The following is a 21,804-nucleotide window of genomic DNA, read 5'->3' on the forward strand; positions in this document are numbered from 1 at the left end:
CCGTGTAGCAGCTGCCGAAGGCTGCGTCCGGCCGCGAAGCGGTCGTAAACCTGTGTCCCCTATTTCAGGGCTAAACCGAAGAGAGCGCTGCGCACTCTGACGCAGCCTTCGGCAGCTGCTACATAGAGCGCGAGTCCGAGCATCCTCCAGCCTGGCCCGCATTGCAATGCTGTCGAGACTCGCCAGTCACACGCTGTGCCACAAGCGGTACAAAGTGTCACGTGAACTGTATCGAAAGCGTCACAGCGCACACCCGCCGGTCCGACAAAAACCACGCAAGGCCTTGATTTGCCTGACTTGCAAGGCAGTGGCCCGACCTTTGCTCTACGCTTATACAAGCGCACATGCGCTCTCCCCAGGGTCGGTCCGAAAACTCGCCGAGCGGCGATCAGGCAAGGCAAAAACAGGTGAGGAAGCGGAGTGTAGGGGACCTACATGAGTATTCCGAGCCTGTTTTTAACGCAGCATGATCGTCGCGCAGGCAGTTTTCGGACCGAGTCTGATAAGCACAAGAGCCAAGGAGAATCCACCATGCGTTACGCTCACCCCGGTACTGAAGGCGCTATCGTTTCGTTCAAGAGCAAATACGGTAACTACATCGGCGGCGAGTTCGTCGCGCCTGTCAAAGGTCAGTACTTCACCAATACCTCGCCAGTGAATGGCCAACCGATTGCCGAATTCCCGCGCTCCACCGCCGAAGACATCGACAAGGCCCTGGACGCTGCCCACGCTGCCGCCGATGCCTGGGGCGCCACGTCCGCCCAGGCGCGTTCGCTGGTGCTGCTGAAAATCGCCGACCGCATCGAGCAAAACCTGGAACTGCTGGCAATCACCGAATCCTGGGACAACGGCAAAGCCGTTCGCGAAACCCTCAACGCCGACATCCCGCTGGCGGCCGACCATTTCCGCTACTTTGCCGGTTGCATCCGCGCACAGGAAGGCAGCGCTGCCGAGATCGACGGCAACACCGTCGCCTATCACATCCACGAGCCACTGGGCGTGGTCGGGCAGATCATCCCGTGGAACTTCCCGATCCTGATGGCCGCCTGGAAACTCGCCCCGGCCCTGGCCGCCGGTAACTGCGTGGTGCTCAAGCCTGCCGAGCAAACCCCGCTGGGCATTACCGTACTGATGGAGCTGATCGGCGACCTCCTGCCACCCGGCGTGCTGAACATCGTGCAAGGCTTCGGCAAAGAAGCCGGCGAAGCGCTGGCCACCAGCAAACGCATCGCCAAAATCGCCTTCACCGGCTCGACCCCGGTCGGCTCGCACATCATGAAATGCGCCGCCGAAAACATCATTCCGTCCACCGTGGAGCTGGGTGGCAAATCGCCGAACATCTTCTTCGAAGACATCATGAAGGCCGAACCGTCCTTCATCGAAAAAGCCGCTGAAGGCCTGGTGCTCGCATTCTTCAACCAGGGCGAAGTCTGCACCTGCCCGTCCCGCGCCCTGGTGCAAGAGTCCATCTACGACGAATTCATGCAAGTGGTGATGAAGAAGGTTCTGCAAATCAAACGTGGCGACCCGCTGGACACCGACACCATGGTCGGCGCCCAGGCGTCCGAACAGCAATTCGACAAAATCCTTTCGTACCTGGAAATTGCCAAGGGCGAGGGCGCTGAGCTGCTGACCGGCGGCAAGGTGGAAAAACTCGAGGGCAGCCTGGCGACCGGGTATTACATCCAGCCGACCCTGCTCAAGGGCACTAACAAAATGCGCGTGTTCCAGGAAGAAATCTTTGGCCCGGTGGTGAGCATCACCACCTTCAAGGACGAAGCTGAAGCCCTGGCCATTGCCAACGACACCGAGTTCGGCCTGGGCGCCGGCCTCTGGACCCGCGACATCAACCGCGCCTATCGCATGGGCCGCGCCATCAAGGCCGGTCGTGTGTGGACCAACTGCTACCACCTGTACCCGGCGCATGCCGCGTTCGGGGGTTACAAAAAGTCCGGCGTCGGCCGTGAAACCCACAAAATGATGCTCGATCACTATCAGCAGACCAAAAACCTGCTGGTGAGCTACGACATCAATCCGTTGGGCTTCTTCTAACCCGGCGCGATATCGCGTAACGGCCATCGCGAGCAAGCTCGGCTCCTGTAGGAGCCGGCTTGCCGGCGAAGGCGTCCTTAATGACTCCGCACAACTGCCCTGGCCGCTCTGGCACGGGCTTTGCGTGCCCGCTTCACAGCTAAAACGTCGTACCGCAAGTCCAAAAGATCAAACAATAAAAAGACAGCGAGGACTTATGACTTCTTCTACACAGCTCAAACCCACACTCGGCACCCTGCACCTATGGGGTATTGCCGTCGGCCTGGTGATTTCCGGTGAGTACTTCGGCTGGAGTTACGGCTGGGGCACAGCCGGCACATTGGGCTTTCTCGTCACTGCCCTGATGGTGGCGACGATGTACACCTGCTTCATCTTCAGCTTCACCGAACTGACGACCGCAATTCCCCACGCGGGAGGGCCGTTCGCCTACAGCCGGCGGGCGTTTGGTGAGAAAGGCGGATTGATCGCCGGTATCGCCACCCTGATCGAATTCGTATTTGCGCCCCCGGCCATTGCGATGGCTATTGGCGCTTACCTCAACGTGCAATACCCGGAACTTGATCCGAAAATCGCGGCAGTTGGCGCCTATTTCGTGTTCATGGGCCTGAACATCCTTGGCGTCAGCATCGCGGCCACCTTTGAACTGGTGGTCACCGTGCTGGCGGTCGCCGAGTTGCTGGTGTTCATGGGCGTGGTTGCGCCGGGCTTCAGCTTCAGTAACTTCGTGCTGAATGGCTGGTCGGGTTCCAATGAGTTCACCATCGCGTCCATTCCCGGCATCTTTGCCGCCATTCCCTTCGCGATCTGGTTTTTTCTCGCGATTGAAGGCGCGGCGATGGCAGCCGAAGAAGCCAAGGACCCGAAACGCACGATTCCCAAGGCTTACGTCAGCGGCATTCTGACCTTGGTGTTTCTGGCCATCGGCGTGATGGTGATGGCCGGCGGCGTCGGTGACTGGCGTCAACTGTCGAACATCAACGACCCGCTACCCCAGGCGATGAAAGCCGTGGTCGGCAACAACTCGACCTGGATGCACATGCTGGTCTGGATTGGTCTGTTCGGCCTGGTGGCGAGCTTTCACGGGATCATCCTCGGCTACTCGCGACAGTTCTTCGCCCTGGCGCGTGCCGGTTACCTGCCCAGCGGCCTGGCCAAACTCTCGCGCTTCCAGACCCCGCACCGCGCCATTCTGGCCGGTGGTGTGATCGGCATCGCGGCGATATACAGCGATGGCCTGGTCAACCTGCAAGGCATGACGCTGACGGCGGCGATGATCACTATGTCGGTATTCGGCGCCATCGTGATGTACATCATCAGTATGCTGAGCCTGTTCAAACTGCGTAAAACCGAACCGAACCTGGAACGCACCTTCCGCGCACCGGGCTATCCGATTGTCCCGGGGATTGCGCTGTTTCTGGCGGTGGTGTGCCTGGTGGCGATGGCCTGGTTCAACACGCTGATTGGTTGTGTGTTCCTCGGCTTCATGGCGGCCGGTTACCTGTACTTCCAGTTGACCGCCAAACAACGTGCCGATGCGCCGGCAGACGCGATGCTCGAAGGCATTTGAGTTGCACCGGCGCCGGGCCAATCACCCGGCGCCTGCCATATTGAAGTGCATGCTGTTCCCCCTGTGGGAGCGAGCCTGCTCGCGAATGCGGTGTGTCATTCACCACAACTGTTGGATGTCAGATCGCTTTCGCGAGCAGGCTCGCTCCCACAAGGGGGTTAGTAATGAATTTGAGTTATTCAGAGGTTCAGGAGGACACCATCCCATGGCCACATTTGCCCACTCCGTCGGCACTCAGACCTATCGCTTCGAGAGCCTCAAGGACGTCATGGCCAAGGCCAGTCCGGCGCGCTCCGGTGATTTCCTGGCGGGCGTCGCTGCGCTTAATGATGGCGAGCGTGTGGCCGCGCAGATGGCCCTGGCTGACATCCCGTTGACCCACTTCCTGCAGGAAGTAATGATTCCTTATGAGGCCGATGAGGTCACCCGACTGATCATCGATACTCACGACAAACACGCCTTTGCCGTGGTCAGCCATCTCACCGTCGGCGGGTTTCGCGACTGGCTACTCAGCGACGCCGCTGATGAGCAGAGCCTGCGAGCGCTCGCCCCCGGCCTGACGCCGGAAATGGCGGCCGCCGTGTCGAAGATCATGCGCGTCCAGGACCTGGTGCTGGTGGCGCAAAAAATCCGCGTGGTCACCCGGTTTCGCGGCACCATGGGATTGCGTGGCCGGCTATCCACCCGCCTGCAACCCAATCACCCCACCGACGAGCCCGCCGGTATCGCAGCAAGCATCCTCGACGGCCTGCTGTACGGAAACGGCGACGCGATGATCGGCATCAACCCGGCCACCGACAGCATCGCGTCGATCTGCGCCATGTTGGAAATGCTCGATGCAATTATCCAGCGCTATGAAATCCCGACCCAGGCCTGCGTGCTGACCCACGTCACCACGTCGATCGAGGCAATCAATCGCGGGGTTCCGCTAGATCTGGTGTTCCAGTCGATCGCCGGTACCGAAGCGGCCAACGCCAGTTTTGGCATCAACCTGAATGTCTTAAAGGAAGGTTATGACGCCGGTTTGAGCCTCAATCGCGGCACGTTGGGTCAGAACCTGATGTATTTCGAAACCGGTCAGGGCAGCGCACTGTCGGCCAACGCCCACCACGGTATCGATCAACAGACCTGCGAAACCCGCGCCTACGCCGTGGCGCGTCATTTCAAGCCGTTTCTGGTCAACACGGTTGTAGGCTTCATCGGCCCGGAATACCTATACAACGGTAAACAGATCATTCGCGCCGGCCTTGAAGACCACTTCTGCGGCAAGCTATTGGGCGTGCCGATGGGCTGCGACATCTGTTACACCAACCACGCCGAAGCCGACCAGGACGATATGGACACCCTATTGACCCTGCTGGGCGTGGCCGGAATCAACTTCATCATGGGCATCCCCGGTTCTGACGACATCATGCTCAACTACCAGACCACCTCGTTCCACGATGCCCTCTACGCCCGTCAGACCCTGGGCCTGAAACCCGCACCTGAATTCGAACAGTGGCTGACAAAAATGGGCATATTTACCCAGGCAGACGGCAAAATTCACTTCGGCGACAGCCTGCCCCCGGCCTTCCGCCAGGCGATGGCGCAATTGGGATGAGTGCTTTCATGGAAAAACCACCCGTAGATCCACAGAATCCATTGCTGGAATTGCGGCGTCTGACACCAGCACGAATTGCCCTGGGGCGCACGGGCACCAGCATGCCGACCAGCGCCCAACTGGATTTCCAGTACGCCCACGCTCAGGCGCGGGATGCGGTGCATCTGCCGTTCGACTCGGCAGGGCTCAGCTCGCAACTGGCCGAGATCGGGCGCGACAGTGTGTTGCTGCACAGCGCCGCCACGGACAGAAACAGTTACTTGCAGCGCCCTGATTTGGGGCGAAAATTGAGCGATGAGTCGGCGCAGAGGCTGCGCACTTATGCCTCAGCCAATCCCGGCGGCGTCGATCTGGTGATTGTGGTGGCCGATGGGCTGTCGGCACTGGCCGTTCATCGCCACACCCTGCCATTTCTCACGCGCTTGGAAGAACAGGTGCTGGCCGAAGGCTGGTCCGTGTCGCCGGTGATACTGGTCGAGCAGGGCCGCGTCGCGGTGGCCGACGAGATTGGCGAGCTGATAGGGGCAAAAATGACGGTGATCCTGATCGGCGAACGTCCTGGACTCAGCTCCCCGGACAGTCTGGGCTTATATTTCACTTACAATCCAAAGATCGGCCTGACAGACGCTTATCGCAATTGCATCTCCAATGTCCGGCTCGAAGGCCTGAGTTACGGCATGGCGGCACACCGTTTGCTGTATTTAATGCGCGAGGCCTGTCGCAGACAGTTGTCGGGGGTCAATCTCAAGGACGAAGCCCAGCTTCAGACACTGGATTCAGACGCAGGAGCGGACATGAAACGCAACTTCCTGTTGGGTCAGAAAGATACGTGAACAGTTCCCGCATTGCGTTTCTGCGCCGGTTTCAGGCAGGATCGACGAACGGCCGCCACGGGTTTCCCATCGCCGTCACGTAAGACAGCCACTTGAAGTCGAGACCTACCATGCGGATTATTCAAGCGACCCTCGAACACCTGGACCTTCTGACGCCACTGTTCGTGAAATATCGTGAGTTTTATGGATCCCTGCCCTACCCGGACTCGTCGCGTGCGTTCCTCGAAAAACGCCTGCGCCGCAAGGAATCGGTGATTTATCTCGCCGTATCCGACGACGACAACAACAAACTGATGGGCTTCTGCCAGTTGTACCCGAGCTTTTCCTCTCTTTCGCTTAAACGCGTGTGGATCCTCAACGACATCTATGTCGCCGAAGACGCCCGCCGCCAATTGGTGGCCGACAATCTGATCCGCACCGCCAAGAAAATGGCCAAGGAAACCAATGCCGTGCGCATGCGTGTTTCCACCAGCATCGACAACGAAGTCGCGCGCAAAACCTACGAATCCATCGGGTTCAAGGAAGACACTGAGTTCAAGAACTACGTGCTGCCGATCAGCGACAGTCTCTGAGCCCCACCGGCCTAATACTGTGGGAGCGACGGTGCGACGATTCGACCTGCTCGCGATAGCCGCACCTCGGCTTAACTGATTCACCGAGGTGCGGCTATCGCGAGCAAGCTTGCTCCTACAAAAAAAGCCTGCATCGACCATCGGTCTACCGCGACATCCCCCGCTATATACACTGAACGCTCTTTTCACTTTTCAGCCCGTATAATCCCGAGCTTTTCGACTTGCAAGAAAAACTACACTCCTATGTAGTCTTCCGCGAAGTCGTCCGCACAGGCCTGCAGAGTCCGGCCGTTACCACAGGTGCCCCTATGGATTTCAACCCGATCGACATCGTGCTGCATCTCGACGTCTACCTCGACATGCTGGTAACCAACTACGGTGCCTGGATCTACGCCATTCTGTTTTTGGTGATTTTCTGTGAAACGGGCCTGGTGGTGACGCCGTTCTTGCCAGGTGACTCCCTGCTGTTCATCGCCGGTGCCGTTGCGGCCGGTGGCGGCATGGACCCCGTATTACTGGGCGGCCTGTTGATGCTCGCGGCGATTCTCGGCGACAGCACCAACTACCTCATTGGTCGAACAGCAGGCGAAAAGTTGTTCAGTAACCCGGACTCGAAAATCTTTCGTCGCGACTACCTGCAACAAACCCACGATTTCTATGACAAGCACGGTGGTAAAACCGTAACGATGGCGCGTTTCCTGCCGATCATCCGCACCTTTGCACCGTTCGTCGCCGGCGTCGGAAAAATGCCTTACCCGCGTTTCTTTTTCTTTAGCGTCTTCGGCACGATCCTGTGGGTCGGCGGCCTGGTGACCCTCGGTTACTTCTTCGGCAACGTACCGTTCATCAAGAAAAACCTGTCGCTGCTGGTGGTGGGCATCATCCTGGTGTCGCTGCTTCCGATGATCATAAGCATGGTCCGCAGCCGCCTCGCCAACGCTGCGTCCAAAACCCAATCGCGCTGATCCGCGATGTGGTCGCTTAGCGCCTGGCGCCGCCAGCGGATCCTGGCCAGGCACCCGATTGCCGACGACATGTGGCAGCGGGTGCGCCATCACCTGAGCTTTCTCGATGGCATCAGCGCCACTGAAGACCAGTGGCTGCGCGAAGCCTGCGTGCTGTTCCTCGAAGACAAACACCTGACTGCCCTGCCCGGCGTTGAACTGCATCAGGAGCAGCGCCTGCTGCTGGCAGCGCAGGCGCAATTGCCACTGCTGAACCTGGGCGACTTGAACTGGTATCAGGGTTTCCACGAAATAATTCTCTACCCCGACGACTTCCTCAGCCCCCAGCGCCATCGCGACGCCAGCGGCGTCGAACATGAGTGGGACGGCGAACACAGCGGCGAGGCGTGGCAACAAGGTCCGATCATCCTCGCCTGGCCGGGCGTGATGGCCAGTGGAGGCTGGGAAGGCTACAACCTGGTCATCCATGAACTCGCACACAAACTCGACATGCTCAATGGCGTCGCCAATGGCCTGCCGCCGCTGCACCCCGACATGCGGGTCAGCGACTGGGCCAAGGTGATGCAAGAGGCCTACGATGACCTCGACCGGCAACTGGAGCGCAACCCGGACGCCGAAACCGCGATCGATCCCTACGCAGCAGAAAACCCCGCCGAGTTTTTCGCCGTCACCAGCGAATATTTCTTCAGCGCCCCGGATTTACTGTTCGAGGCTTATCCGCGGGTCTATGAGCAGCTCAAGCTTTTCTACCGGCAGGATCCACTGAGCCGGTTACGGCAACTTCTGGCTGCAGACCCGGTCTATCAGGCACGCGACTAAGGTCTCTACGACCCTTGGTACGTAGCATCAACGGCGGAATATGCCTATAATCGCCGCCACTTTTTGGTCAATCCGGCCAAGTATCTTTGGTCAACTAACGGGGGCACCGCCCAATGAGCTACAGCAAGATTCCGGCTGGCAAAGACCTGCCGAACGACATCTACGTCGCGATCGAGATTCCGGCCAACCACGCGCCGATCAAGTACGAAATCGACAAAGACAGCGATTGCCTGTTCGTTGACCGTTTCATGGCCACCCCGATGTTCTACCCGGCCAACTACGGTTACATCCCGAACACCCTGGCTGACGACGGTGATCCCCTCGACGTGCTGGTTGTAACCCCTTACCCGGTTGCTCCAGGTTCGGTCATCCGCGCTCGTCCAGTCGGCATCCTGAACATGACCGACGACGGCGGCGGCGATGCCAAAGTCATCGCTGTTCCACACGACAAGCTGTCCCAGCTGTACGTCGACGTGAAGGAATACACCGACCTGCCACCGCTGCTGATTCAGCAGATCGAGCACTTCTTCGCGAACTACAAAGATCTCGAAAAAGGCAAATGGGTGAAGATCGAAGGCTGGGCCGGCGCAGATGCCGCTCGCGAAGCGATCACCAAGTCGGTTGCTGCCTATAAAGGCTAAGACGCCAGTGGTCTCGCGCCACTGACGCCTTGAAAAGACCCCGGTTTATCCGGGGTTTTTTGTGGGCGCTCATAAAGCGTTTTAAACAGCGTGTTTATCTTTCGGTCGCTGCGGTTTTTTTCTGTTTAATTTGTTCGAAATACGTCTTACATCCGGTCGTAAATTTCCCTCGAAATTTGAACGCTTCGTTTATTCAAAGCCCCGCCCTGCGCCCGTAGACTCGTGTTTATGAAAAAGAACACTAGCGGCCCCCGGTTCAAAGCACTCCTCGAAAAAGCGAACATCACGACGACAGGATTTGCTGCGTTTTTCGACACGGAAGCACAAAACATCCACAACTGGTACACCCGCGGTGTGCCCGCCTACCGCATGGAAGAGGTCGCCAGATTACTCTCGGTAAACAGCCACTGGCTCAAAACCGGCGAAGGCCCGGAAGACGCCAAACACCTGCATCTGCTCGGCGAGTCTGGCAACACCTTCGACGCCCAGGCCATTCGTGGCATCTACACGGTCATCGAGCCGACGGATGTCGAACTGCCCTTCTACAAAGAAATGCCCATCGCCCCGGGGTCCAATAAAACCCATATCGTGGAAGACACCGGCCAATTCATCCGACTACCCAAAAGCCACCTCGACTCCCTGGAAATCAATCATGCGGATGTGTTCTGCGTTCACATGCTCGGTAACGGCATGGGCGCGAGGATTGAAGATGGCTCCACACTGGCCATCGACCGTGGGCTGACCACGGTGATTGATGGGGAGATTTACGCCATCGATCATGACGGGATGCTGCGAATCAAATACCTGCACCGGATGCCGGGCAATGCATTGAGATTGCGCAGTTACAACAAAACCGAGCACCCGGATGAGATCCTTAGTGCCGAGCAGATTGAGAAGCAGAACATCAGTGTGTTGGGATGGGTGTTCTGGTGGTCGACGCTTAACAAACGCCGGCCGGCGGTGCCGTTTCTGTAACACCGCGCAGCACACCACACTGGGAATTTCCCAAAAAAATCAGTATGCTGCGCCCCACATTTGCGTATCGACCCGCCTGGCGGCTCAGATCGCACCGACACGGCAGATGATTTTCTCGCCAAGTCCCACAGCCGGACGCAAGATCCGGGTGTACGTTTTGAAGGCTGGCGCGGTTTACCAAAAATGATCCAAGCCAGTCCCCGAGAAGCCGGCCACAAGCCGGCTTTTTAATGCCTGAAAGCCACGTAATTACTGGCCTCGCACGAAGTCCCCCCTTCCCCGCAGATCACGATCACGCCGCAGCCCTACCCCGCTCCGCCATGGAGCAGCACCCCATACGATTGCAGAAACTCCACCGTGCCGTGGAATATCAGGCCGACCCCCATGGCAGAGACGAAGAAACCGACAATTCGGGTGGCGGCATCGATACCTTGCGGGCCGATTGTCTTGAGGATGACTTGAGCGTAGGCCAGTGACAAATAGGTGGTGAACATGGTGGCGCAGATGGCCAGCGCCACCACGGCGAAAGATATTACGACCCGATCGGCTTCCTTGATGGTACTGGTCAATCCGATCACGGTGGCAATCGCACCGGGGCCAAACATGATTGGCATGGCCATGGGGATGAAGGACACATCCTGATTAGAGTCATGGCTAGTGGGAATCAGGCTGCTGTTAGGTGAGGGTGCGAAAAGTTCAAAACCGATACGCATCAGAATTATCCCGCCGACCACCCGAATCATACTCAGTGGTACTTCGAACAGGCGCAGTAGCAAGTTGCCGAAAATCAGGAAAAAAAACATCAGCAGTAAGGCATAGATGCAAGCTTTACGTGCCACCCGGCGGAGCTCGGTAATGTCCTTGCCTTGCAACATACCAAGGAACACGGGGATAGCCTCCAAGGGATTGATGATGGCCAGTAACGTAGTGAACATACCGATAAACAACGTGAAATATGAGTTCATGGCGCACCCTCGATAACAGACAGTTTTACATCACCATAGCGGATGGGAAGCGATGAGCTCGCCAGGGACTCGCTCTGACGCCGGGACTGGCAGCGTTGAACTCCATCGTCACTGACCATATCGCTGAGGTGCGTGGCGTCCAGACACCGGTAAAACTAGCCTACAAACGGCACCAGGGGGGCGGAACCGCTCTGAATAGCAACTATTACCAAACCATCTACACTGGATTCCCAACTGACTGCTGCAGTCATAGTCAAAGTGAGCAGCCATGTAACCACCAACGATTTACCAGTCCAACCATGGGTAATCATCATGAAATTCATGATTTTGGTGCAGCGTACTTGGAGCTCCCTCATATCTGCGAACCGTACTGACGGTCATGTCAGACGACGTTTCGGGTCCCCCCTTGCGGTACTGGGGCTGAGTTTGATTGCTTCGACGGTGGTGTTCGCTGCCGACCCGCTGCCTTCCTGGAATGAAGGGCCGGCCAAGCAAGCCATCGTAGAATTCGTCAAGGCGACCACCCAGGAAGGCGGTGCTCAGTTCGTACCACAGGCCGAGCGCATCGCAACCTTCGACCAGGACGGCACCTTGTGGGTTGAACACCCTGCCTATAGCCAATTGTTCTATTGTCTGAGTCGCGTACCTGCCGCGGTCGAGGCAAGGCCAGAACTGGCTAAATTAGAACCCTTCAAGACAGTGCTGTCGGGGGACCGTGCCGCCATGGCGAAACTGACCCTTGATGATTACCTTAAAATTGCCATGGTGACCCTGAGCGGCATGCCCACGGATGAGTTCAAGCAGCAAGTCCAAGCCTGGCTGGCCAAAGCCCGTGACCCTCGCTGGAAGCGCCCTTTTACCGAGCTGACCTACAAGCCGATGAAGGAAGTCATGCAATACCTGCGTGACAACGGCTACAAAACTTACATCGTCACCGGCGGCGGTCAGGACTTCGTTCGCGCTTATGCCGAAGAAGTCTATGGTGTGCCTCCCGAACAGGTAGTCGGCAGTGCCGGGGCCACCGAATATGGCTACGACAAAAGCGGCAAACCCGAGCTGATCAAGCTGCCCAAGATACTGCTCAATGACAACGATGCGGGTAAGGCAGAGAACATTTACCTGATGGTCGGCCGTCAGCCTCAAGCAGCTTTCGGTAATTCCACCGGTGACAAGCAAATGCTGGAGTACACCAAAGCCGGCAAGGGTGCGCGACTGGCGATGTTGGTGCTCCATGACGACGCTGATCGCGAGTACGCCTATGGCCCGGCGCAAGGATTACCGGATACCAAAGTGGGCACCTTTACCGAGTCGTTGTATAACCAGGCGACCAATGAAGGCTGGACTGTGATCAGCATGAAAAAGGACTGGAAGAAAATTTTTGCATTCGAGTGAAACGCAGCTGTCGTTGAATTGGTGATTGTCCAGCAGCCCGTTGGACAATCACTTCCTCATGGATAGCTGAACGATTTCACCAGCGTCAGTTCTCCCACGGCCCGCATCGGCACCAGAAACGTCTCCATTTTCTCGCTTGGAGTCCCTTCCTCGGTAATCACCGTCACCTGCGCCGTTGTCAGCGGTTGAACCGCATCCTCCTGCCCCTCATCGTCACTGCGATAGCCACCGCCAAAGTAGTTCACATACACCAGATACTGCCCCTTGATCGGCGCAGGCATGGCGAAAATTTCCGGGCCATACCCAGTCGTCACATCAACATCCAGCGCCGCACCATTGGGCGCAACACGATCCCCGTACCAGATGTGCGCCCCCTCCGGCGTAATCAGGTGCAAGTCCAGATCCGTGTTATCGCTGTCCCAGGAAAGCAACACCCGTAACTTGGCTGGTGTGGCACCGCCACTGGCATTGAGAAATTGCGTGCGATGCCGCTGCTGGCCATCAGGGCTGCGCACTTCAACGCTGTTGCTGCCATTGGGAAACGAGAACGGGCGATCAAAGCGGCCCGCCGAATCGATTTTCAGCGGCATGCTCACGCCGTTGACGATCAGTCGACCAGGCTCCGCCGATTTGGGCGTGGATTTTATCTGACCGCTGATGCGCGCAGTGTTGGCCTGCCCCACCGGAGTGTTAACCGACGAAGCGGGATAATTGACGGTCTGACGGAAGTTTTCGCCTTCGCCCTCAACCGCGCCGGTACGCCAGCCACCGACGGGGGTGTCGAGTTTGACGGCGGCGTCGGCGGCGAAAATCGGCGGCAGTGCGCAAAAAGAACAAAGGAACAGGATGACCTGTGGATAACGGAGTTTCATGGCCTATTCCAGCAAGAGGTGGCGGGCGAGCCCTTCGATGTAGGTTTCATCCTGGCCGTTGGGGTGTGCTTCGAAGGCCAGGTGCAGGTATTCGTGGGTCAGGTCGAGGCGGTCTTGCAGCGACAGCAGGCCGCGCACGTAGATGCGCTGGCGTTCGCGGTCGACATAGGGGCGGCCGAAGGCCAGGCGGCAGACGGCGAAGGTGCTGACTTCGTTGTATCCGACTTCGCTTTCGAGACGTTGGCGCCAGCTGCGGCGCTGGGTTTGCAGCCAGTCTTGCGCGGCGGGCAGTGCTTCGCAGGAGGCGACAGGGTTGTCCCAGCGGCTGAGGCTGGCGCGCGGGTAGGCGTGCAGCAGGATAGCGTCGAAGCGTTGGCCGGCGTTGGCTTGTTCGACGGCTTGCTGCCAAGAGAGTTTGTCCGGGCCAGGTTGGTCGGAGTGGTAGGTGACGGTGCTGCCGGCCAATACGAGGTCGCTGGTCCAGGCGGCGATGTTGCGTGCTTCGTTAGTGGCCGGACGCGGGGCGACGCGTTGGCGGCTGCTGCTGTCGTCGATGCTCAGGCAGTCGCCATTGCGGGTGGCGTTTTGCAGCAGATAGGTGCGGATGGCGACGGCCAGGGCTTTGGCGGCTTCAGCGGGTTCGGGTTTGGCTTCGCGCTGGAGGACGCGGGCGACGTATTCTTCGCGGTCCAGGCGGGCGACGAGCTTGTCCTTCAACAAAAAGAGTTCGCCGTCGCTGTGGATATCGAGCTGGTTGCCGTTGCTGAATTCAACGCGATAGTCGCCCTGCAATGGCCCGGAAGAAACCACACGATCCCCCGTCAGAACGCGCTCGATCGGATAGCGAGAAAACAACCCGACTTCGACACAACGCCCGGTATCCGCAGGCCAGTCAGTCGGCAACGCGGAGGCTAACGCCTCACCGTAATGACGAAGCACCATTTGACTGGTCCCGCGCCCACCGGCCCAGATCGGCGTGCCATCCGCCGTCCAACCGGCAAACCCGCCCTGACGTGACGACGGGTCCTGATCCCCCAGCCAGCTCCAGGTTTTCACCCGCAACCGGCCACCGAGCTCGCCCACGACATTGCCGTCGGCGGCATTCAGCACCACGTCCAGCAACACCCGTCGCGCCTGATCCTGAGCCGGCATCCCGGCCAGCACCTTGAGCAATTCAGCCACGGAAACTCGCGCAGAGGGCTTTAATGAGGGCAAATCCAGTAACCACTCCGGTGCCTGTCGCGCTTGCCAATACGTGCGCCAGTCAGCGTCGGTGATGCCCAATCGCGCCGGTTCAAAGTACAAGCCACACGATTTCACCAACGCCTGATCGCGCTCAATTTTGCCGCCGGCCGTGCAGCAATAAACTTCTTCTTTTGACTGCCCGCGACATTCATAAGGCGATTCTTGAGCGCCGGTTTCCACCAGCCAACCGTACACAAACAACTTCCACAAACTACCTAAAGGCGCCTGAAAATCAGCAGGCAACGGTTCGCGTGAAATCACCTGAGTCCGGTTCAACGACAGTAGTTCGCCCTTGAAACCCAGCCGCAGCGGTTCGTCCTGCGCTGTCGCCAGGGCAGGAATCAAACACAGCAGCAACCAGACCAGAGGCCGGGGCATGTCAGTTGACCGTGACCTGGCCCAGGGCCGGCTTCTGTTCCTGCGCCTGATGTTGCGGCGCATAAACCTGAGTGAAACGCACCGGTGGCAAATTGAACTGCCCCTTCTGCGAAAAGCGCACCAAGTGACGCAAGCGCAACTCACCGCTCAAGGCATCCACCGGAATCGCGTAAGCCATTTGCCCCGGCTCGAAACGCGCCTTCTCCAGCGCCGTCGGTTCGGTGCCAGCCTTGCCCATCAACTTGATGCCCCACGTGGTGCGCTCGACATCGGCACCCGGCGGCAGCGGCACTTCGAGCATGCCGTAACGCAGCGGTTTCGCGGCTTTGCTGGTGATGATCACTTCGTCCAGATACAGACTGTCGCTGGACAATGGCCGGGCGCCAACCGCTTCGAGTTTGAAGGTGAAGGCTTCGTCACCCGGCACCAATCGAGACAAACGACGAGTGATGGACACGGCCATCGGATCGACCGGCGGTTGTTTGGTCTGGTAGCTCAACGCGGCACGCAATGGCCGTTCCTGCGTCCCAGCCAACGACAACACGGCTGGCACTGGCGAAACACCCTGCCACGTCCAATACATCTCACCGGTATCACCGTGTTCTTTCTTCCAGCCTTCACCCGGCGCCAATGCGATGGTGGGCGAAGCCTGCTCGATGCTGCGTTGCAACCAGGTCAGCGCCAAGGCGCGTTCCAGCGTCGATTGCTGCGGCAGCAAGCGTTGCAACAAGGCTTGCGCGTGAGCCGGATCGAAGGCCTGCAGCGACAGGTTCAAGGCTTCGGCAAACGGCTGCGAACTGACGGCCAGACGCTGTTGCGCGTCCGCCAGTTGGCGATTGAACGTGTCTGGCAGATTGACCTTCGACTGCTTGGCCAACGAGGCGGTCAACACACGTGCGGCCGCCAGGCCGAGCGCCGAATCCGGATCACTCATCACGAGGCTGTCTGCACCGTCCTCCATCAGGTTCGCGGCGTTACCCTCGCCCGCTTTCGCCAGGTCGTCCATTAAACCACTGAGCAAGGTGTTCACCGGCAATTGCATCTGTTTGGCGAACGAAAGAATCAGCGCGCGCTGCAACAGCGGGGTGTTTTTGGCCTGCTTCGAATACACCTCCAGCACCCGCTGCCAATGCTCCGACGGCAGGTTCAGCTCCAGCACCTTGCTGGCGTTCCAGTCGGCGTAATAGGCGTAAGCCGTGAGGAAGGCATCCGGCTCACCGTCCATGCCCCACCACGTGAAGCTCGCGGAAGGCCCGGCCATTTGCACCAGTCGCAAGCGGCTGTTTTGCATGATCAGGCGTAAGCGATCGCGGATTTGCGGGTTCGACGCCAAGGTTGGATACGCAATGCTCAGCGGCAGCAAACGACTGGCGGTTTGTTCAACGCCGCCGTATGGATAACTGAGCAAATCATCAAGCGCCGAACGGAACAGCGCTTGCGGGCTGTCATCCAGACGCAGGCGAATATCCGTCGCGTCCGCCGGCAAGCTCAGCGGTGTATCGCCGCTGGCCACGTCCAGACTTTGGCTTTGCGTAACCTGCCAACCTTCACCGGTCGCGGTCAGGCGCACGGCCAGCGCGTCAGCGGTTTTGCCATCCTGCACCAGTTCGGCAGTCCACTCACCACTGGCCAACGAAAACTCAGGCAACGCAATGTAGTTGATGCCGTTGTTCAGAATCACCGGCACACGCTGATCGGCACCGCCGTAGTGAATCACCAACTCAGCCTTGACCGGTTTTTCGGCCTGACTGAAGGCAAACACCCCAAGAGCCGGCTTGTCGCCGCTACGGAATTTGGTCGGCCCGCTCCACTTCAGGTACAGCGGTTTTTCCGAGCGCACGAATTGCTTCTTCTGCCCGACCTGACCGTCATCGGCGATGGCTCGGGCGGTGATGCGCCAGCGGGTCAGCGAGTCCGGCATCTTGAAGGTGAAGCGGGTTTTGCCGTTGGCATCGGTGATCAATTCCGGCTGCCACGCGGCGGTGTCGACGTCTTCACGACGTGGCCGCTCCAGCACTTTCACCCCCCGCTCGCTGCGGTTGGCTTTGCCCGGCGCGCCCGGGCTGCCCGGCAACGCCACGTCGTAGCTGATGAACGACAGACTGGCGCTGGTGCGCACGTTGTTGCGGCGTGGGTGGTAGAAGAACTGGTCGATGGTCGGCGCGACTTCCGGTTGCAACGCGTAGACCATTTCGTCGACCACGCTGACCGTCAGGTGCGCCGGAATCGGCTTGCCAGCGAACTGTGTGGTCAGGTCGACCGACACGGTATCGCCCGGTTGGTACGCCTCTTTATCGGTGGCGATGGCCACGTCGATTTGCGGCGCAATCACCTTGATGCCGGCGTTCTGGAAGCTGTACTGACCGCCCTTGGTGTAGAGCACGGAGAAGGTCAGGTTCGGCGCGAAATTGTCCTTCACCGGGATGCGCGCGCGGTATTGGGTGTCGCTGAGTTTTTCCATCTTCAGCCAGTCGCCGCCCTTGGACAGCAGCGCCGTAGCCTCGATCTTGTCGCGCTCCAGCGACAGCAGCGCATCGCTGATTGGTTCCGGGAAAGTGATCAACGCCAAGGCTTCATCGCCCGCTTTGTACTCCGGTTTATCGAGGACAATTTCCACGGTGCCCGGCACGGCTTTGACGCCATCGCCGGTGACCGAATGACCGGTCGCGCCAATCACGTGGCCATGGTCATCCTTCAACGTCAGGTTGTAAGTGCCCGGACGGTCGAAGGCCACGGTGAAACCTTTGTCCTTCGCGGCAAGTTTGCCGTCGCCGCTGCTCTGGTCTTCCAGACGCACCCAGCCGTAGCTGCTCGGCGTGACGGTTTTGCTCTGCTCGTTGGCGCCTTCGTTTTGATAGCTGAAAATGACTTTGTCGCCCACCGCACTGAAGCGTTGCGGCGCACTCAAGCTGAAACTCGCGGCACCACGGTCAATGAGAATCTCCTTGGTGGTCTTGACCCGATACGCCGCGCCATCGCTGGCAAACACGGTGAGCATGTAGCGGCTCGGCTTCTCGGCGGCCGGCAGGTCGAGGGTCGCGTTGCCTTTGGAATCAGTGGTCAGTTCGGTGCTGGTCAGCTCCACCGGGAATTGCCCGAGGTATTGCAGTTCGTTGTCGACCATCGACAGTTGCTGGGCGCGCAGGCTCAAGCTCAACTTGGCGTTGGCCACCGGTTTACCGTCCGGGTATAGCAACACCAGGCTGCCCTTGACCGGTTCGCCAGTGCGGTAATCCTGCTTGGCCAGGTTCAGCGAAATTTCGAAGTGCGGCTTGATGTATTCAGCCACGCGGAACGCACTGCTGTAGGTCTGATCCTTGTAGCTGAAACGCAGTTCATAACCGCCCGCCACCGCATTGTCCGGCAACTGGAAACGACCTTGGGTGCCCGCCTTGGAATCGAGTTTCAACGCCAGCGATTGCAGCGCAGTACCAGTGGCATCGAGCACGGTCACGTTGACGTCGGCTGCGGTCGGCGCCACCGAATCACGCGCATTCTTGAATTCGCGCCCGACGATTTTCAGCGACACCCAATCCCCCGGCCGGTACAGCGGTCGGTCGGTGAAGGCGTAGAGTTTGGTGTCGTAGATTTCGCTGTCGTAATAGAAGTTCTCGGAGACAAACACCCCGCCCTCTTCGTCCTCGCCAATCACGAAAGAACGCTCGGGGCTGACGTGTTTCAGACGCAGCAAACCATCGGTATCGGTGGCGCCGCTGTTCATCACGCCGAGGCCATCGGTCCACAGCACATTGACCTTCGACACCGAACTGCCTTCGTGTTTGCGTGCAGCCCAGACCACCAGCTCATCACCGGCAATCTTACTCACGGCTACGGTGTTGGAAACGAAGACCATAGTGGTCGCGCGGTACTTGCCGATCAGCGCTTCTACCAGGTACAGACCCGGTTTCAGGTTGCCCAACGGGATGTACACATTGCCCGGCGCGACGCTGACGAACTCGCTGGAAGAACCCGCCAGGTTCACACCCTCAGGCGGCTGGATCGGTTTGGCTTGCCACAGCGGATAACGGAATTGACTGACCACCGGCAGGCCCGGAATCAGTGCGAATTGCGGCTGGGCGTCGTAAGGCGTTGGCGCGGCAATCGCGGTGCCCATCTTCAGTTCCGGCACTGCCTCGGTGACTTGTTGGCGGGACTCGTAGGAAAACGCCCGCTGCATCACGCGACGGGATTTTCGGTACCAGTTGTCCCACAGGTACGCGAGCGTGTTCGACAGACCTTCACCTTTGAACTGGCCATCGCTGACGACGCGGTGCAGGTTCTTCTGGCGTTTGAGAAAATCCAGCGGCTTGTCGATGCGGTACACACGAATGTCGGCGCCGCCGTAAGGCTCCATGCGAAACCGGCGATAGTCACGGCCCGGTGCTTCGAGGCGCACCATCGCCTGTTCATCGCTGGCGAAACTGCTGTCGGCCAGCAGGAAAAAGCTTTCACCAGCCACCGGCGTATAGCCGCTCGGCTCGACGGTGTCTTCGGCGTTGACCGCCGAAAAAGGCAGCATCAAGACCAACAGCAGAGGCAGAAAACGCAACATGCAGGCACCGATCATTGGGAGAGAAAGTTCAATCGATAGACGCCGATGAAGTTGGGGTTGGCTACGTCGGGTATCCATCGGGTGTCCTTCCATGTCATGAGTTGCTGCAGGCTTGCCGAACGCATGCCGTTGTCAGTGGGGGTGGTGGTGCCGGTGTGATAGGCGATGTAGCGGCCCATCCAGATCATCAGGTGCTGGTCGTCGCCCTGATCGAAAAACATCAGGTCGCCGGGCCGGGCTTGCGCCACATCACGGCTAACCAGATGGCTGTTGAACTGAATCAGTTTGATCGCGTTGACGTATGGCCCGACCTTGCCGCCGCCCTGCTGCCATTGCTGCGCGAGACCACGTTGCGCCTCGCTCAATTGCAGTTCCGGCGGCAGGTAGCGATTGGACAGGCCGTTGCTGCGCAGCCATTTGTCGTCGTGGACTTTCAACGCTTCGTTGGCGGCGAACCGCACCAGTCCCGCGCAGTCCTGCTGATACCAGCGCGGGCTCGGGCCTTGGGTCAGTTGTTCCTGGGCGATGCGCACGAACCAGGCGCGAAACACCTGGGATTGCTGCACGTCGAGCGGTGGCGCTTCAGTGGCAAACGCGCGACTGCCCAGCAACATGGCCAGCAAGCCGAGGCCTCGGATGAGTGCGGTCACAGGGTTTTCCATTGCAGCGGCAGCCATTGCCAGTGGCCGTCGGGTTCACTGCCTTCGGGCAAGGTCAGGGCGTATTTTCCATAGCCACCGAGCTTGCGCAGTTTCGGGATCAGGTAGGTTTGCGCGGCGTTGTAAAACACCGGTTCCATGTCCTGCGGCAGGCTGTCGAGGGTTTCCTGTTGCATCAGTTGCGCCATGGACTCCGGGCCGAAGTAGAACGGCATCAGCAGGTCTTTTGGCACCACGTCGGCCATCGGCGGGAAGCGTTTGTCGAGGGTGCCGAGGGCCTTGTCCACGAGTTTGTCGTCGAGGGAGAACAACAGCGTCGAGCCGTGACGCGCCAGGCTGACTTTCATGAAGGCCTTGCCGGAAATAGCATCCGGATCTTCGGCGTCCTTGGCTTTGTAAGGGCCGAAATTGGAGCTGACCTGACGCAGCCATTGGTGGGTTTGATCTGTTTGTTTCTCGACTACCGGGAACGCGTGTTCATCGACGTTGGGCTCAAAGGCACCGACCATCGAGCCGAACAGAGTGCCCAAATCAGCGTCGAGTTTGGCGCTGCCCTTGTCGTTCAGGCTGGCCACCAGCAACGGTGTGTAGAGACGCGAGTCGGCATACCAGCACAGGCCGGCGGCACCAGCCATGTGTTCGGCCAGGGCCTGGGCCACGGTTTCTTCGGCGCCGAGTTTCACCAGCAGTGGTTTCTGTTGTTCGGCGGCGAGGGGCAAGGCGACGCAAGCGCTGGCGCCCATCGGCATGGCTTGCCAGATTGGTTTGAAATCGAAGTCCGGCTGGTTGTCCAGTTCGTCCATGGCGAGGAAGCTGTGCCAGCCCTTGTCATCCATGTCGAAGCGCAGCCCGGCGAAGTTCGGGATGAAGCGCTGGTAACCCATGGCCAAGACGCTGGAGTGGACCGACAGGCGTTGCTTCACTTCCGGTGTGCGCGGTGGCAGGCCGAAGGCTTCGGGAAACAGTTTGTCGCCGTTCAGCAGGGCCGCCAGCGCCAGCGTCGAAACACTGCCCGGCTCTTCCGCCGCGCCGTTACTTGGGTCGTAGAGTTTGGAGGGATTGGACAGCACCACCAACTTGTCGCCATGGGAAGCGAACACCAGCGCTTTGCTGTTGTTGTAGGTGAGCTGATAAAGCGTCACGTCGTCGGCGCCGACTTTCACATCACTGAGCTTGGTCAACTGCGAATCATCCAGCGCCACTTTGGCCAACGGCTCCAAGACCTTGGCCAGGCCACCGCGATCCATCACCAACAGGAAATCCTTGAGCCGGCCATCCGCCCCGCGCCACAGCGCCACATCGGCCGGTTGATCGAAGAGTTGCTCGATCAGGCTGTCCTGCAATTTCAGGTCATGCTCGTAAATGATCCGTCGCAGACTGCCGATCAAGCCGAGGCGATCGACATGCGTTTCGTAATAGAAGACGAAATCTTCAGTCAGGGTTTCCTTGAGAAACGGCACCGTCAGCAAGTCCTTGGGCAATTGACTCAAGGAATGGGTTTCGAGCAGACCGTCCGGCCGGCTCATGCCCAGTTTGTCGCTAGCCAACTCCGCCGGTGGCGCTTTGGGTTTGTGCATGAACCACCACAACCCACCCGCCACGCCAGCCACCAGGCACAGCCCGACCAGCAGCGCCGGCAAACGGCGGATAGCTTTGGCAGCAGGTGCGTCAGCGGCCGGGGAAACAGTCTTTTCGCTCATGTTCACAACGCCCAATT

General features: G+C 59.1%; 16 protein-coding genes. 10 read left to right on the plus strand and 6 right to left on the minus strand.

Features of this window, described 5'->3' with window-relative positions; genetic code table 11:
* Positions 1-531: 531 nt before the first annotated feature.
* The 9 genes from exaC to ACWGZX_RS10735 all read left to right on the plus strand — a co-directional run bounded on the left by exaC (position 532) and on the right by ACWGZX_RS10735 (position 10,024).
* Positions 532-2,052, plus strand: coding sequence for an acetaldehyde dehydrogenase ExaC (exaC, locus tag ACWGZX_RS10695; protein WP_452628285.1), 1,521 nt, complete (start codon positions 532-534; stop codon positions 2,050-2,052).
* Positions 2,053-2,248: 196 nt separating this feature from the next.
* Complete coding sequence (eat, locus tag ACWGZX_RS10700; RefSeq protein WP_223521932.1) at positions 2,249-3,619, plus strand: ethanolamine permease; 1,371 nt, start codon at positions 2,249-2,251, stop codon at positions 3,617-3,619.
* Positions 3,620-3,824: 205 nt separating this feature from the next.
* Positions 3,825-5,219, plus strand: coding sequence for an ethanolamine ammonia-lyase subunit EutB (locus tag ACWGZX_RS10705; protein ID WP_452628286.1), 1,395 nt, complete (start codon positions 3,825-3,827; stop codon positions 5,217-5,219).
* Positions 5,220-5,227: 8 nt separating this feature from the next.
* Positions 5,228-6,052 (plus strand): ethanolamine ammonia-lyase subunit EutC, encoded by an 825-nt coding sequence (gene eutC / locus ACWGZX_RS10710; protein ID WP_452628287.1) that lies wholly within the window; start codon positions 5,228-5,230, stop codon positions 6,050-6,052.
* Positions 6,053-6,162: 110 nt separating this feature from the next.
* Complete coding sequence (locus tag ACWGZX_RS10715) at positions 6,163-6,624, plus strand: GNAT family N-acetyltransferase (protein WP_452628288.1); 462 nt, start codon at positions 6,163-6,165, stop codon at positions 6,622-6,624.
* Between the two features lie 308 nt (positions 6,625-6,932).
* The gene (locus ACWGZX_RS10720; RefSeq protein ID WP_452628289.1) at positions 6,933-7,589 is read left to right on the plus strand and encodes a DedA family protein; all 657 of its coding nucleotides are present in this window, start codon (positions 6,933-6,935) and stop codon (positions 7,587-7,589) included.
* 6 nt (positions 7,590-7,595) lie between these two features.
* On the plus strand, positions 7,596-8,408 hold the full coding sequence (locus ACWGZX_RS10725) for a M90 family metallopeptidase (RefSeq protein ID WP_452628290.1): 813 nt from the start codon (positions 7,596-7,598) through the stop codon (positions 8,406-8,408).
* Between the two features lie 113 nt (positions 8,409-8,521).
* Complete coding sequence (gene ppa, locus ACWGZX_RS10730; RefSeq protein WP_003205933.1) at positions 8,522-9,049, plus strand: inorganic diphosphatase; 528 nt, start codon at positions 8,522-8,524, stop codon at positions 9,047-9,049.
* A gap of 228 nt (positions 9,050-9,277) precedes the next feature.
* Complete coding sequence (locus ACWGZX_RS10735; RefSeq protein ID WP_452628291.1) at positions 9,278-10,024, plus strand: S24 family peptidase; 747 nt, start codon at positions 9,278-9,280, stop codon at positions 10,022-10,024.
* A 305-nt stretch (positions 10,025-10,329) separates the two neighbouring features.
* Here ACWGZX_RS10735 and ACWGZX_RS10740 read toward each other — a convergent pair whose 3' ends face one another.
* Positions 10,330-10,989 carry a MarC family protein gene (locus ACWGZX_RS10740; RefSeq protein ID WP_452628292.1) on the minus strand — a complete coding sequence of 220 codons (660 nt, stop codon included), beginning with the start codon at positions 10,987-10,989 and terminating at the stop codon, positions 10,330-10,332.
* A 426-nt stretch (positions 10,990-11,415) separates the two neighbouring features.
* On the opposite strand from ACWGZX_RS10740, the gene ACWGZX_RS10745 reads away from it, so the two are divergent.
* A complete protein-coding gene (locus tag ACWGZX_RS10745) occupies positions 11,416-12,381 on the plus strand; it encodes an HAD family hydrolase (RefSeq protein ID WP_452628293.1) in 966 nt (321 codons plus the stop codon).
* Positions 12,382-12,437: 56 nt separating this feature from the next.
* Here the strand turns inward: ACWGZX_RS10745 and ACWGZX_RS10750 are convergent, their stop codons facing one another.
* The 5 genes from ACWGZX_RS10750 to ACWGZX_RS10770 are packed head-to-tail and all read right to left on the minus strand — an operon-like array spanning position 12,438 to position 21,787.
* Complete coding sequence (locus ACWGZX_RS10750) at positions 12,438-13,253, minus strand: YfaP family protein (RefSeq protein WP_223521916.1); 816 nt, start codon at positions 13,251-13,253, stop codon at positions 12,438-12,440.
* A gap of 3 nt (positions 13,254-13,256) precedes the next feature.
* The gene (locus ACWGZX_RS10755; RefSeq protein WP_452628294.1) at positions 13,257-14,876 is read right to left on the minus strand and encodes a DUF2300 domain-containing protein; all 1,620 of its coding nucleotides are present in this window, start codon (positions 14,874-14,876) and stop codon (positions 13,257-13,259) included.
* A 1-nt stretch (position 14,877) separates the two neighbouring features.
* Entirely contained in the window at positions 14,878-19,443 is a 4,566-nt protein-coding gene (locus tag ACWGZX_RS10760) for an alpha-2-macroglobulin family protein (protein ID WP_452629002.1), read from the minus strand.
* A complete protein-coding gene (locus tag ACWGZX_RS10765; protein ID WP_452629003.1) occupies positions 19,440-20,090 on the minus strand; it encodes a DUF1175 domain-containing protein in 651 nt (216 codons plus the stop codon). The genes ACWGZX_RS10760 and ACWGZX_RS10765 overlap by 4 nt, the downstream gene beginning before the upstream one ends.
* A complete protein-coding gene (locus ACWGZX_RS10770) occupies positions 20,075-21,787 on the minus strand; it encodes a DUF2138 domain-containing protein (RefSeq protein WP_452628295.1) in 1,713 nt (570 codons plus the stop codon). The genes ACWGZX_RS10765 and ACWGZX_RS10770 overlap by 16 nt, the downstream gene beginning before the upstream one ends.
* Positions 21,788-21,804: the final 17 nt, after the last annotated feature.

The organism is Pseudomonas sp. CLCA07 (assembly GCF_053615335.1).